The organism is Actinoplanes xinjiangensis (genome assembly GCF_003148685.1).
Lineage (GTDB): Bacteria > Actinomycetota > Actinomycetes > Mycobacteriales > Micromonosporaceae > Actinoplanes > Actinoplanes xinjiangensis.
Genome location: NZ_QGGR01000011.1, coordinates 164,013 through 176,723 on the forward strand (window position 1 = coordinate 164,013; position 12,711 = coordinate 176,723).

Below are 12,711 nucleotides of genomic sequence, written 5' to 3' on the forward strand. Positions count from 1 at the left end.
ACAGCTTCTTAACGCCGGTTCACAGTGACGGTCAATAGAGCGCTTTCACAGCGTCGTTCCCCTCTCCAGGAGCCCCCGCCCATGAGACGCCGTCTGTTGTCCCTCGCCGGAATCGGCGCCCTGCTCGCCACCTACGTCCTCGCCACCGGTGGCCAGGCGAGCGCCGCCGACACCCTGCTGTCCCAGGGGAGGACCGCCACCGCCTCCTCCTCCGAGTCGGCCGCCTTCCCCGCCGCCAACGCCGTCGACGGCAACCTCGGAACCCGCTGGTCCAGCGCGTTCAGCGACCCGCAATGGCTCCAGGTCGACCTCGGCGCCTCCGCCACCATCACGTCCGTGGTCCTCGACTGGGAGTCCGCGTACGCCCGCGGTTTCAGCCTGCGGACCTCGGCCAACGGGCAGAGCTGGACCACGGTCCACAGCACCACCACCGGAACCGGCGGCCGGCAGACGATCAACGTCACCGGCACCGGCCGCTACGTGCGCCTGGAGACCACCGCGCGGGCCACCCAGTGGGGGGTCTCGCTCACCGAGTTCCAGGTCTACGGCACCGGCGGCGGGGGGACCACGCCGACCATCCCGCCGGGCGCGGTGCGGGTCGCCGAATTCCTCGCCGACTGCCCGTTCAGCCACCGGCTGCCCGACGACCCGATCATCTTCCCGAACCTGCCCGGCGCCTCGCACATGCACAGCTTCTTCGGCGCCACCAACACCAACGCCTTCAGCACGGTCGACACGCTGCTCAACGCGAACAGCAACTGCAACCCGTCGATCGACAAGTCGTCGTACTGGATCCCCACCCTCTACCGGGACAACGTGCCGGTCGAACCGGTCACCGGGATCTTCTACTACCTCGGTGAGGGCGTCCGCGACGACCTGATCGCCCAGACCCAGCCGCTGCCGCTGGGCCTGCGCATCGTCGCCGGCAACGCCAAGGCCGCCGGGCCGGCCGACAACACCATCGCCCGCTGGTCGTGTCTGCACGCCGGGCACGTCGGCTCGTCGCCGGACTTCGTCAACTGCCCGGCCGGGACGATGCTGGAGTCGTACCTCGACTTCCCGCACTGCTGGAACGGCCGCGACCTGGACTCCACCGACCACAAGAGCCACATGGCGTACCCGGTGGGCAACGCCTGCCCGGCCAGCCACCCGGTCGTGGTGCCCAAGCTGCGCCAGGTCATGCGCTACCCGGTCGCCGGTGACCCGGCCCGGCTGCGGCTCGCCTCCGGCGGCGGATACACGATGCACGGCGACTTCTTCAACGCCTGGCCGGTCGAGGAGATGGCCCGCCGGGTGAACGACTGCATCCGGCCCATCATCAAGTGCGGAGCCGACGGACGGCCCTGATAGAACATCAGGTTATGAGCACGAGATCCGGACGCGGCGGCCACCATCCCACGATGGACCAGGTGGCCGCCGCGGCCGGGGTCTCCCGGGCCACCGTCTCGCGGGTGATCAACAACGCGGCGTCGGTGGCTCCCGGCATCCGCGACGCGGTCCAGCGGGCGATCACGCAGACGGGGTACGTGCCGAACGTCGCCGCCCGCAGCCTGGTCACCCGCCGGTCGAACTCGGTGGCCCTGGTGATCAGCGAACCGGACCGGCCCGACGACCACTCCTTCCTCAACCGGATCTTCACCGACCCGTACTTCGGCCGCGTCACCGCCGGCGCGACCGGGGCGCTGCGCCCGCACGACGTACACCTCGTGGTCGTCCCCACCGACTCCGCCGACCACCATCAGGTCGTCCGCTACCTGCGCCAGGGCCACGTCGACGGGGTGCTGCTGATCAGCAGCAGCGAGCACGACCCGCTGCCCGCCCAGGTGCACGCCCTCGGCATCCCGGCGGTGCTCTCCGCCCGGCCGTCCGGGCCGCTGCCGGTCAGCTACGTCGACGTCGACCAGCGACTCGGCGCCCGCCTCGCCGCCGAACACCTGCTCACCCGCGGCTGCGGTCGCCTCGCCACCATCAGCGGCCCGCTGGACATCCCGGCCGGCGCCGAGCGCCTCGACGGCTTCCGCGCCGCCGCCGGGACCACGGTGCCCACCGAGATCGGCGACTTCACCCGGGTCGGCGGTGAGGCCGCCGCGCACCGCCTGCTCGACGAACACCCGGACCTCGACGGACTCTTCGTGGCCAGCGACCTGATGGCCGAGGGCGCGCTCCGGGCCCTCCAGGACCGCGGCCGCCGGGTCCCCGACGACGTGGCGGTGGTCGGCTTCGACGACAGCAGCGCCGCCCTGGAGTGCCGGCCGCCGCTGACCACCGTCCGGCAGCCGGTCGAGGAGATGGCCGCCGAGATGGCGCAGTTGCTGATCGCGCACATCGACACCCCGGGCCGCTCCCCGCGCTCGGTGATCTTCCAGCCCACCCTGGTCCGCCGCGAGTCCGCGTGACCGGGCGATGTGCGGCGGGTTACCGGGCGGCAGCGTGCCGCTGACATCGGGGCGTGACACGAATGGGTGAGAAGGGCCTGCTCAGGTGTCCTCATAGGATTTCGGCAGCGGCCATCGACGCCGCTTCGAGAGAACCGATCATGGGGAGATTCATGTTCTCGCTTCATCGTGGGACGCTGGCCGCGGCCGTTCTGGCCGCGGTCGGCACGACCACCCTTCTCGCCTCGCCCGCGCAGGCGGCCACCTCCGCCACGGCCGACGTGTGGGGCAGTGCCGTGCGCTTCGCCGCGGGGACGGGCCAGGCGAACGTCCTGGTCGTCACCGTCTCCGGCCGGTACGTGACGATCGACGACCGCACCGCCGTCCGGCCCGGCCCGGGCTGCGGGCAGGTCACCGGCGACCCGACGCGGGTCGTCTGCGTCACCCCGGGCCGGCCCGGCGCGATCAGCGTCACGCTCGGCGACGGCAACGACCAGATCGACAACCGGACCGCGATCCCGCTGATCGCGCTCGGTGGCGCCGGTGCCGACACGCTGGCCGGCGGTTCCGGCCGGGACCGGCTGTACGGCGGTGCCGGCCGGGACACCCTGGTCGGCCGGGCCGGCGGCGACACCCTCGACGGCGGAACGGACAACGACTGGATCGAGGGCCGCGCCGGTGCCGACCGGATCCAGGGCGGCTCCGGCGACGACGAGGTGCACGCCGGCGGCGGACCGGACACCGTCCACGGCGGTGACGGCAAGGACCTGCTCAGCGGCAACACGGGCAGCGACGAGATCCACGGCGGCGCCGGCTCGGACATCATCGCCGGCGGGTCGGGCGGCGACCGGCTGAACGGCAACGCGGGTGACGACCTGATCGTCGGCGGGGAACTCGACGGCGACGTCCCGGACAGCGCCGACGTGATCACCGGCGGAGCCGGCAACGACCGGATCGACGGGCAGACCGGCAACGACACGATCAGCGGCGGCAGCGGCGACGACTCCCTCGTCGGCGGGTCCGGGCGCGACCGGATCGACGGCGGGACCGGCCGGAACCGCATCATCCAGTGACACCCGCCGTGGCGCCCGCACCCGCCGGTACGGGCGCCACGGCCCACGCATGAGGTGGCGTCGCGTGGGTACCTCGGTGCGGTGCCCAGCAACCAGGTCGTCGTCATCACCGGTGCCTCCAGCGGCGTCGGGCGTGCCACCGCGCTCGCCTTCGCCCGTCCCGGCGTCCGTCTCGTCATCTCCTCCCGGTCCCGGCCCGCCCTGGACGACGTCGCCGCGCAGTGCCGGGCCGTCGGCGCGGAGGTCCGGGTGGTGGTCGCCGACGTCCGGGAACCGGAGACGATCGAGCAGGTCGCGGCCACGGCGGTGACCGCGTTCGGCGGCATCGACGTGTGGGTCAACACCGCGGCCGTGATGGCGTACGGCCGGTTCGAGGACGTCCCCGCCGCCGTCTTCGACCGGGTCGTCGACGTCGATCTGCTCGGCGGTGCGACGGTCGCCCGGGTGGCGCTGGCCCGGTTCCGGAAGCAGGGCCGGGGCGTGCTGATCTTCGGCGGGTCGCTGCTGGGAAGCGTCGTCACGCCGTACACCAGCTCGTATGTCACCAGCAAGTGGGGACTGCGGGCGCTGATCCGGGCGTTGCGCCTGGAGACCCGCGACGCGCCGGACATCCACGTGTGCCTGGTGTCGCCCGGTTCGGTGAACACGCCGATCTACCGCAACGCGGCCAACTACGCGGGCCGGGGCGGGAAACCACCACCGCCGGTCGTCCAGCCGGAGAAGGTGGCCGCGGCGATCCTGCGCTGTGCGCGCAAACCCCGGGCCACGGTGAACGTCGGCGCCGCCAACCGGATCATCGAGCTGGGCTTCGTCGCGATGCCCGGCCTGTACGACGTGCTGGTCGGCCCTCTCATGCGGGCCGGCGGACTGTCCGGGGACCCGATGGACGCCCACGACGGCAACGTCTTCGACCCCGCTCCGGCGGCCGGGGAACACTCGCGGGGCGAGTGGAAGTCACCGCGGTGGCGGGTGGCCGGGACGGCGGCGGCCCTGGCCGGTGCGGTCGTGGCGGGCGGGTGGGCGGCACGCTCGCGCCGCTGACCTCGGCCGGTCCGCGGTCTGTGCGAGGGTGGACGGCGTGAGCCTCGACGTGACCGCGCTGCGCGCCCATTTCCCCTCCCTCGACTCCGGTCTCGCGTTCTTCGACGGGCCCGGCGGCACCCAGACGCCCCGGCCGGTCGCCGACGCGATCGTCGCCACGATGACCGGGCCGCTGTCCAACCGGGGCGCCGTCAGCGTGTCCGAGCGCAACGCCGAGCGGGTCGTCGCCGAGTTCCGGGCCGCCTACGGTGACCTGCTCGGGGTGCCGGCCGCCGGGATCGTGCACGGGCGCAGCGCCACCCAGCTCACCTACGACTTCTCCCGGCACCTGGCCGGCACGTGGCGGGCCGGCGACGAGATCGTGGTGAGCCGCCTCGACCACGACAGCAACATCCGCCCCTGGATCCAGGCCGCCGAGCGGGTGGGCGTCACCGTCCGGTGGATCGACTTCGACACCACCACCGCGGAGATCGATCTGGAGTCGTACGAGCGGGCGCTGTCGTCGCGTACCCGGCTGGTCGCGGTGACCGCCGCCTCCAACGTGCTGGGCACCGTGCCGCCGCTGCGCCGGATCGCCGACCTGGCCCACGACGCCGGTGCGCTGCTCTACGTGGACGGTGTGCACTACGCCGCCCACCGGCTGGTCGACATGCCGGCGCTCGGTGCCGACCTGTTCGTCTGCTCGCCCTACAAGTTCCTCGGCCCGCACTGCGGGGTGCTCGCCGCGTCCCCGGATCTGCTGGAGACGATCCGGCCGGACAAGCTGGTGCCGTCGAGCGACGCGGTTCCGGAGCGGTTCGAATTCGGGACGCTGCCCTACGAGATGCTGGCCGGCGCCACCGCGGCCGTCGACTTCCTGGCCGGGATCGACCCGGGGGCGGGCGGAACCCGGCGGGAACGGCTCGCGCGGTCGCTGGCGTCGGTGCACGAGCACGAGACGGCCCTGCGGCAGCGCGCCGAAGCGGGCCTGCGAGGGCTGGGTGACGTCGTCACGCTGTATTCGGCTGCCGTGGACCGTACCCCCACGTTGTTGATGAATTTCGCGGGCCGTGCGGCCCGGGACGCCCAGGCCTTTCTCGCCGGGCGCGACGTCCTCGCGCCCGCCGGGTCGTTCTATGCGTACGAGCCGTTCGTGGCCCTGAAACTGGACGCGGCGTTGCGGGTCGGACTGGCGCCGTACAACACGATCGAGGAGATCGACCGGCTGATCGACGGGCTCGCCAGTTGGACAGACGGGCCGGTACAGCGATAGCGTGCGGACGGCCGTGGCACTGCATGAGGAGGTGAGCACCGTGAACGTTGTAATGATGGGTGCTCCCCATGCCGTCACGGTCGGCGATTGACGCGGGCGTCGCCGGGAGCACAGCGGCGAAAGGCGTACCTCTATGCAATCTGCTGAAATCACACGAATCTCGGAGCGGCACTGGCATGCCCTCGACGACGATCAGGTCGTCGGGCGCGGTGAGGTCCTGCGCCGGCCGGACGGCCGCAGCTTCCTCAGTATCGACGCGTGGCACGGCGCGGTCTTCGACCGGCTGGCCGAGGAGATGCTGCCGACGCTGCCGAAACCGCTGTACACGGTGGTCGACGAGGCCGATCTGGACCTGATCACCCAGTGGGAACGGATGGGTTTCGGGCCGCGCCGCCGCGAATGGGAACTGGTCGTACCGTCCGGGATCACCTCCGCCTCGTCACCCGGGGTCACGGTGCTACCGGTCGGCGCGGCCGAGGACGAGCCGTTGCGTGAGCTGGACCGGGCGATCCGCGACGAGGTCGAGGCGACCGTCGGGTGGCACAACATGCCGGCCGAGGTCTTCCACCTGCACGATCCGTCCCGGTATGCGGTGGCCGTCGCCGGCGGCCGCTACGTGGGACTGGTCCGGGTGGTGCCACTGCCCCGCCGGCCCCGCATCGGCCTGATAGCGGTCCGCGCCGGTTTCCGCCGCCGTGGCATCGCCCGGGCACTGCTGGCCGAGGTCCTCGGTGCCGCCCACCGGGCCGGACAGACGTCGGTCTCCGCGGAGGTCAACCAGTCCAACGCGGCGGCCCTGGCACTGTTCGAGGGCTTCGGGGCCCGGCGCGAGAGCAGCAACCTCGAGTTGGTGCTGCGCTGATGGCTTCCGAGATCTCCCTCGAGGGAACCGTGCTGGAATGCCTGCGCAACACCACCTTCCGGGTGGAGCTGGCCAACGGCCATCAGGTGCTGGCGCACATCAGCGGCAAGATGCGCAAGAACCGGATCCGGGTGCTGCCGTTCGACCGGGTGCTGGTCGAGTTGAGTCCGTATGACCTGACCCGGGGCCGGATCTCCTTCCGCTACCGGAACTGATCCCCGCTTCTGGACGGCCCGGTTCGCCGCGGCCTGCGCCTGTCGCAGGCCGTCGGCAGCCGGGCCGGCCGGGGATGACCGGCGGCCTAGCGGGCAGCGGCGACACGCTTCCCGGCCGGTGGGTACGCGTCGTTGCGCTCGGCCCGGCGCACCTGCTCCTCGGTGGGCTTCCAGTCCCGCGGCTGGGTGGTGTTGATCTCTGCTACGTCACGCATGTGCCGCCTCCTGGGCCCGGTCCCGTCGCCGCCCGTCATACCCACTTCGGTCGCGTCTATCCGGATCGGCCGTCGGTATGAGGCCCACGGGCCCGTGGGCGGTGACGCCCACGGGCCCTGTCTCCGGGGGGAGTCAGTTCACGAACACCGGTGCTCCGGCGGAGTTCACCACCGGGGTGTACCTGGCGCTGAAGTAGCCGTTCGCGACGCAGGCGGACGGGCCGCTGCTCTTGTTGAACTGCTGGTCGGTGAACGCGATCGCGTTGTCGGTGTTGTCGGCGACGCCGCTGATCGTGTTGCCGTTGGCGACGAACACGCACGTCACCGAGCCGAGCAGGGTCCGCAGGTTGAGGGTGGCCGAGATCGGCGCGGTGTCGGTGCCGGTGACCGTGACGGTGCCGTCGCTCGCGGTCGTGGTGGCGTACGGCTGGTTGTTGACGGTCACGCTGTTGACGCCGAGGACACCGACGATGCCGGTGACCGTGCAGCCGGACAGCCCGAGGGTGGAACCGAGCACGGCCGCTCCGGGCGCGGCGGGGTTGTCGTTGACCACGGCGCTGAAGCTGGAGCCGGTGCATTTCATGCCGTTGGCGCCGGCCGGGGCGGTCGCGAAGACCGCCTGCGTGCCGGTGGCGATGCCGGCCGAGATGGTGTCACCGACCACGACGGCCGGGCCGGCCAGGCTGTCGGTGGTCAGCACGGTGCCGTCGTCGGCCAGCGCCGGGGCGCCGAGCATCAGGGCGGCGGTGGCGCCGGCGATCATGGCGGCGGTGATACGGGACTTGTGCATGGGGGTGCACCCTTTCCTAGGAGGCGGCGAGCGCCTGATTGAGGTCGTCCAGGCTGGGGGAGACGGCGAAGGCGGTGTCGTTCGCGCTGAACGTGACGGCGTTGCGCCCGGCCGCCGACGGCAGCCCGAACGCCAGGTTGATCAGCGGGTCGAGGCTGCCGGGGATGAGCCCGCAGCCGGTCGCCTTCGGTACGGCGTACGCGTTGTCGACGAGGGTGGCGCCGGTGAAGCCGACACCGAGGGTCTGGTAGCCGTTCGGGTCGGCGACGATGTTCAGGGTTCCGGGGTCGCCGGTGACCGGCCCGTTGGGCGCGGGCGGACTGGTGGTGCCGGTGGTCGGCCGGAATCTGATCGGGTTGGTGTCCGAGCCGATGTAGCAGCGGTTGCCGAACAGTGCGTTCTTGAGTTTCAGCTTGATCGGCAGCACGAAGACCGGGGTGTTCGCGCCGGTGGCGAGCGGGATGAACTCGGTGATCGGCCCGGCCAGCTCGACCTGCGCGAACACGCTGGTCACGCCGGGCAGGAAGTTGACGATGCCGGGGACGGTCACCTCGAGCGGCCGGGCGACCAGTGTCTTGCCGCCGGGCGCCAGGACGGTCGAGTAGACGTTGGCGACGCTGCCGTCCGGGAACTCCCGGACCGGCGCGCCCGCGGGCCAGTAGACGCCGAACTGCACGGTGATCGGGCTGCCGAACTCGACGGTGGTCGAGCCGATGGTGATGCTGCCGCTGTTGGTGACCGAGCGGACGCATCCGACCTGGAGGTTCGCCGGGTCCATCATGACGGCCGAGGTGAGTGGGCATTCGTCGAGGCCGGCGTAGGCCCCGCCCGGCGCGGCCGCGCTCGCCGGGGTCGCGGCGCCGATCAGGAGAAGTGAAGCGAGGACGGATGTGAGCCGTGACGCGCGCATGGGCGCCACCCTCCCTTTGCGAGGACGAGGTGGCCCGGCCGTTTCCGCAGCGTTCCGGGGCTTGAAGGACAGGCGATACTGGGGTGACCGCCGTGGGAACCATCGAGGTCCGTGTCTCCGGTATGAGAAACCTCAGCGGTATGTCATGTCAAGACATTGAGGGATGGCGATGAATAATCCGGTAATCAGCCCGCTTCCGGGCGCACGGGCGGGCCGCGATCCCTCCCGGGCCATCAAACGTGGCCCGCGGTCGATGACGCCCGAAGCGGTGGCCGCCACCCAGCGGGAGCGCCTGCACGACGCGCTGGTGCACACCGTCGCCGAGAAGGGCTACGCCAACGCCCGGGTGAGCGACATCTGTGCGGCGGCCGGCGTGACCAGGCCTGCGTTCTACGCGCTGTTCGCCGGCAAGGAGGACGCGTTCCTCGACACCTACCGGCACGGCACCGGCGTGGTGCTGCGGCTCATGGACGAGGCGTACGCGGCGGCCGGCGACTGGCGTACCGGGGTGCGGGCCGCGCTCCAGGTGCTGCTGGACGTGCTGGCCAGCGTGCCGGCGTTCGCGGCGATGGCGATCGTGGAGATCGACGCCGCCGGGACCCTGGCGCGGGAGAAGCGCACCGAGCTGCTCAGCCGGTTCTCGCGGTTCTTCGCCGACGCCCCGCCGGTGCCGGACGGCCTGGTCGACACCGTGGTCGGCGGTGTCTACGCGACCATCTACGGCTACGTCTCGACCGGCCGGGTGTCGCAGCTGCCGGACCTGTTGCCGATGCTCAGCTACTTCATGACGGCCCCCTTCGTGGGTCGCGACGCCGCCGCCGCCGAGCTGGTGCTGCCCCCGGTGGGGGAGCGGGTGGTGGCCCCGTGCGCCACGTCAGATACCGACGAGGTTTTTCACTGACGGGAAAGCGGCTTCCTGGGCTTGACGGGCTCTGTTACTGGGGCGTAACTTCCCCGCAATCCATCGAGGTTTCCCGATAGGGATCCCGCCGGGCGGCATCCGCAGTGCCCGCACCGGTGGCGATCACCCGTGCCCGGCATAAGGAGCGTGCATGTCCTCCACTCCGTTCGGCCGCACCCGCTGGCGCCGCTTCGCCGCCGTCATGCTCGGTGGCCTGGCCGCCACCACCGGCCTGGTCCTGCTCACCGGTCAGGGCGTCCTCGCGGCGTCCTTCTCGATCTCCGGCATGCCGTTCACGGTCACCTCACCCAAACTCCACGGGTACGGGTTCGCGCAGTACGCCGAACTCGACCAGATGGCCCCCGGCAGCCCGAACGAGGGCGACACCGGCGGCCAGGTCGTCGTGATCGTCTCCGCCATCCGCGACGCCGAACTGGACGGCCTGTGCCAGAGCATCGAGCTCGGCGGCATCAACCTGAAGATCACCGCGGGCAGTGCCACCAACAAGGTCAAGGCCGACACCCTCGTCGTCGACTCCGACGTGATCACCGCCAACGCCGACTTCAAGACCATCGACATCGGCCAGGACGCCAGCACGCTGGACCGGGTGCCCGGCCGCAAGGGCGCGATCGGCGTCTTCGGTCAGCAGGCCGAGGAGGTCACGCTGACCAACCTGCGGCAGAACAACTACGCCACCACGGCCGCCCGGTTCTACCTGCCCAACCTGCGGATGGCCTTCACCTCGGACGGCTGCTGACCATGACCCGAGCCGGCGTGACGGTCGCCAGGACCGGCTGGCGGCACCGGCGTCCCTTCTGGGGCGGCCTGTTCGTGCTGCTCGGTGGCCTGGAGATCATGTTCACCGTGTGGGCGCCACTGGGTGTGGTGCTGCACGTCGGCATGCAGAACTTCATCGGCTACCTGATCCCGATCGTGATCATCCTGTGTGGCCTGCTGCTCTGGTTCACCCCGGCCCAGCGGATCTTCTATTCGCTGGTCGCCATCGTCTGCGGCCTCGCCTCCTGGCTCACCTCGAACATGGGCGGCTTCATCATCGGCCTGCTCCTCACCCTCACGGGCGGTGCCCTGGCCTTCGCGTGGACCACCGCAGACGGGGCCACCGCAGACGGGGCCACCGCAGACGGGGCCACCGCAGAGGGGGGCGCCGAAGCCCGGACGACCAGAGAACGACCCGCCGGGGAGCAGCCGGCCGACGACCCGACCATCGGTGACCTGAGCATCGTCACCAGCCCTCGCAGCGCCGACAAATCAACGGAGGAATAGTGGAGCAGCCGAGATCCCCCCAGGTCAGCCGGCGTCAGGCGATAGGCGTGGCCGGCGGCGTGGTGGCCGGCGCGGCGATCGCCCAGGCCGGTGCGATGCCCGCGTTCGGGGCGGCCGCCGCCACCGACGCCGACGCCATCGTGGTCGGGCACGGCCTGGCCGGCCTGGTCGCCACCGCCGAACTCGTCGCCGCCGGCCGCAAGGTGCTGCTGCTCGACCAGGAGAACGAGGCCAACCTCGGTGGCCAGGCGTACTGGTCGTTCGGTGGGCTGTTCTTCGTCGACTCCGACGAGCAGCGGCTGATGGGTGTCAAGGACAACCACGACCTGGCCTGGCAGGACTGGCTGGGTACGGCCGGCTTCGACCGCGGTGTCGACAACCCGGCCGGCCAGGACTACTGGGCGTACAAGTGGGCGCAGGCCTACGTGCAGTTCGCCGCCGGGGAGAAACGGTCCTGGCTGGCGTCGCTCGGCATGCAGTGGTTCCCGATGGTCGGCTGGGCCGAGCGCGGTGGCGGCCTCGCCGACGGGCACGGCAACTCGGTGCCGCGGTTCCACGTCACGTGGGGCACCGGCCCGGCCATCGTCGAGCCGTTCGAGAAGAAGGTCCGCGCCGGGGTCGCCGCCGGCAAGGTGGTCTTCAGGTTCCGGCACCGGGTCGACGAGATCGTGACCACCAACGGGGCGGTCACCGGCGTACGCGGCAAGATCCTCGAAGCCAGTACCGCTGCGCGTGGCAAGCCCAGCTCCCGTACCGTGACCGGCGATTTCGACCTGAAGGCACCGGTGGTGATCGTCGCGTCCGGCGGGATCGGCGCCAACCACGACCTGATCCGGCAGAACTGGCCGGCCCGGCTCGGCAAGGCCCCCACCACGATGATCACCGGCGTGCCCGCGCACGTCGACGGCCGGATGCTCGCGATCACCGCGAAAGCGGGCGGCCGGATCGTCAACCCGGACCGCATGTGGCACTACACCGAGGGCCTGCGCAACTGGGACCCGATCTGGCCCAACCACGGCATCCGGATCCTGCCCGGCCCGTCGTCGATGTGGTTCGACGCCACCGGCAAGCGTTTCCGGGCGCCCGACTGGCCCGGCTACGACACCCTGCACACGCTCGGGTCGATCACCGCGAGCGGCTACGACTACTCCTGGTTCGTCACCACGCAGAAGATCGTGGACAAGGAGTTCGCGCTCTCCGGCTCCGAGCAGAACCCGGACCTGACCGGCAAGAACCTCTGGCTGCTGCTGAGCCGCGTCTGGCAGACCCCCGAGCCGATCCGGAAGTTCCAGCAGTACGGCACCGACTTCGTCCAGGCGAAGACGCTGCCCGAACTGGTCACCGGCATGAACCGGCTCACCGGCTCCAACCTGATCAACGTGGACGCCCTGAAGCGGCAGATCGAGGCCCGGGACCGGGAGATCGACAACGCGTACAGCAAGGACGCGCAGGTTCAGGGCATCCGCAACGCGCTGTCGTACCCCGGTGACGTGCTCGGCCGGACCGCCTCCGCGCACACGCTGCTCGGCTCGGACTCCGGCGGTCTGGTCGCGGTCCGGCTCAACGTGCTGACCCGCAAGACCCTCGGCGGCCTCCAGACCAATCTCCAGGGCCAGGTCCTCAACGCCTCCGGCACCCCCGTTCCCGGCCTGTACGCGGCGGGCGAGGCGGCGGGCTTCGGCGGCGGCGGTGTGCACGGTTACCGATCTCTGGAGGGTACGTTCCTCGGCGGCTGCCTCTTCTCGGGCCGGGTCGCCGGTCGCGCCGCCGCGGCGGCCACCGCCGGATAGCCC

At 71.3% G+C, this 12,711-nt stretch carries 14 protein-coding genes; 11 read left to right on the top strand and 3 right to left on the bottom strand.

Features of this window, described 5'->3' with window-relative positions; translation table 11 throughout:
* The first annotated feature begins 81 nt into the window (after positions 1-81).
* The 7 genes from BC793_RS24780 (at position 82) to infA (ending at position 6,818) form a co-directional block, all read left to right on the top strand.
* On the top strand, positions 82-1,347 hold the full coding sequence (locus BC793_RS24780; protein ID WP_109596208.1) for a DUF1996 domain-containing protein: 1,266 nt from the start codon (positions 82-84) through the stop codon (positions 1,345-1,347).
* Positions 1,348-1,361: 14 nt separating this feature from the next.
* Entirely contained in the window at positions 1,362-2,396 is a 1,035-nt protein-coding gene (locus tag BC793_RS24785) for a LacI family DNA-binding transcriptional regulator (RefSeq protein WP_170167270.1), read from the top strand.
* 152 nt (positions 2,397-2,548) lie between these two features.
* Positions 2,549-3,448 carry a calcium-binding protein gene (locus BC793_RS24790; protein WP_109596212.1) on the top strand — a complete coding sequence of 300 codons (900 nt, stop codon included), beginning with the start codon at positions 2,549-2,551 and terminating at the stop codon, positions 3,446-3,448.
* A gap of 81 nt (positions 3,449-3,529) precedes the next feature.
* On the top strand, positions 3,530-4,489 hold the full coding sequence (locus BC793_RS24795) for an SDR family NAD(P)-dependent oxidoreductase (RefSeq protein ID WP_109596441.1): 960 nt from the start codon (positions 3,530-3,532) through the stop codon (positions 4,487-4,489).
* Between the two features lie 37 nt (positions 4,490-4,526).
* Positions 4,527-5,741, top strand: coding sequence for a cysteine desulfurase-like protein (locus BC793_RS24800; protein WP_109596443.1), 1,215 nt, complete (start codon positions 4,527-4,529; stop codon positions 5,739-5,741).
* A 133-nt stretch (positions 5,742-5,874) separates the two neighbouring features.
* Positions 5,875-6,603, top strand: a complete 729-nt coding sequence (locus BC793_RS24805; RefSeq protein WP_109596213.1) for a GNAT family N-acetyltransferase — start codon at positions 5,875-5,877, stop codon at positions 6,601-6,603.
* Positions 6,603-6,818 (top strand): translation initiation factor IF-1, encoded by a 216-nt coding sequence (infA, locus tag BC793_RS24810; protein ID WP_109596215.1) that lies wholly within the window; start codon positions 6,603-6,605, stop codon positions 6,816-6,818. Before BC793_RS24805 ends, infA begins: the two co-directional genes overlap by 1 nt.
* Positions 6,819-6,904: 86 nt before the next feature.
* On the opposite strand, the gene BC793_RS52385 is transcribed toward infA, so the two are convergent.
* From BC793_RS52385 to BC793_RS24820, 3 genes are all read right to left on the bottom strand, one after another.
* Entirely contained in the window at positions 6,905-7,033 is a 129-nt protein-coding gene (locus BC793_RS52385) for a hypothetical protein (RefSeq protein WP_275416259.1), read from the bottom strand.
* A 133-nt stretch (positions 7,034-7,166) separates the two neighbouring features.
* Positions 7,167-7,823 carry a Tat pathway signal sequence domain protein gene (locus BC793_RS24815; protein ID WP_109596217.1) on the bottom strand — a complete coding sequence of 219 codons (657 nt, stop codon included), beginning with the start codon at positions 7,821-7,823 and terminating at the stop codon, positions 7,167-7,169.
* 16 nt (positions 7,824-7,839) lie between these two features.
* On the bottom strand, positions 7,840-8,733 hold the full coding sequence (locus BC793_RS24820; RefSeq protein ID WP_109596219.1) for a hypothetical protein: 894 nt from the start codon (positions 8,731-8,733) through the stop codon (positions 7,840-7,842).
* Between the two features lie 253 nt (positions 8,734-8,986).
* Here BC793_RS24820 and BC793_RS24825 point away from each other — a divergent pair, with 253 nt between their 5' ends.
* The 4 genes from BC793_RS24825 (at position 8,987) to BC793_RS24840 (ending at position 12,708) form a co-directional block, all read left to right on the top strand.
* Positions 8,987-9,634, top strand: a complete 648-nt coding sequence (locus BC793_RS24825; protein ID WP_239170330.1) for a TetR/AcrR family transcriptional regulator — start codon at positions 8,987-8,989, stop codon at positions 9,632-9,634.
* A 151-nt stretch (positions 9,635-9,785) separates the two neighbouring features.
* Entirely contained in the window at positions 9,786-10,391 is a 606-nt protein-coding gene (locus BC793_RS24830; protein WP_109596221.1) for a DUF6230 family protein, read from the top strand.
* 2 nt (positions 10,392-10,393) lie between these two features.
* The gene (locus BC793_RS51560) at positions 10,394-10,918 is read left to right on the top strand and encodes a DUF6114 domain-containing protein (RefSeq protein ID WP_239170329.1); all 525 of its coding nucleotides are present in this window, start codon (positions 10,394-10,396) and stop codon (positions 10,916-10,918) included.
* Positions 10,919-11,013: 95 nt separating this feature from the next.
* Positions 11,014-12,708 (top strand): FAD-binding dehydrogenase, encoded by a 1,695-nt coding sequence (locus BC793_RS24840; RefSeq protein ID WP_203896381.1) that lies wholly within the window; start codon positions 11,014-11,016, stop codon positions 12,706-12,708.
* Positions 12,709-12,711 lie beyond the last annotated feature (3 nt).

What these genes read in the sequence shown, in the direction of transcription:
- BC793_RS24825 (WP_239170330.1), top strand. Translation starts at nt 8,987, where the DNA reads ATGACGCCCGAAGCGGTGGCCGCCACCCAGCGGGAGCGCCTGCACGAC.
- infA (WP_109596215.1), top strand. Translation starts at nt 6,603, where the DNA reads ATGGCTTCCGAGATCTCCCTCGAGGGAACCGTGCTGGAATGCCTGCGC.
- BC793_RS24815 (WP_109596217.1), bottom strand. Translation starts at nt 7,823, where the DNA reads ATGCACAAGTCCCGTATCACCGCCGCCATGATCGCCGGCGCCACCGCC.
- BC793_RS24820 (WP_109596219.1), bottom strand. Translation starts at nt 8,733, where the DNA reads ATGCGCGCGTCACGGCTCACATCCGTCCTCGCTTCACTTCTCCTGATC.
- BC793_RS24790 (WP_109596212.1), top strand. Translation starts at nt 2,549, where the DNA reads ATGTTCTCGCTTCATCGTGGGACGCTGGCCGCGGCCGTTCTGGCCGCG.
- BC793_RS52385 (WP_275416259.1), bottom strand. Translation starts at nt 7,033, where the DNA reads ATGCGTGACGTAGCAGAGATCAACACCACCCAGCCGCGGGACTGGAAG.
- BC793_RS24840 (WP_203896381.1), top strand. Translation starts at nt 11,014, where the DNA reads ATGCCCGCGTTCGGGGCGGCCGCCGCCACCGACGCCGACGCCATCGTG.
- BC793_RS24785 (WP_170167270.1), top strand. Translation starts at nt 1,362, where the DNA reads ATGAGCACGAGATCCGGACGCGGCGGCCACCATCCCACGATGGACCAG.
- BC793_RS24805 (WP_109596213.1), top strand. Translation starts at nt 5,875, where the DNA reads ATGCAATCTGCTGAAATCACACGAATCTCGGAGCGGCACTGGCATGCC.
- BC793_RS24830 (WP_109596221.1), top strand. Translation starts at nt 9,786, where the DNA reads ATGTCCTCCACTCCGTTCGGCCGCACCCGCTGGCGCCGCTTCGCCGCC.
- BC793_RS24780 (WP_109596208.1), top strand. Translation starts at nt 82, where the DNA reads ATGAGACGCCGTCTGTTGTCCCTCGCCGGAATCGGCGCCCTGCTCGCC.
- BC793_RS51560 (WP_239170329.1), top strand. Translation starts at nt 10,394, where the DNA reads ATGACCCGAGCCGGCGTGACGGTCGCCAGGACCGGCTGGCGGCACCGG.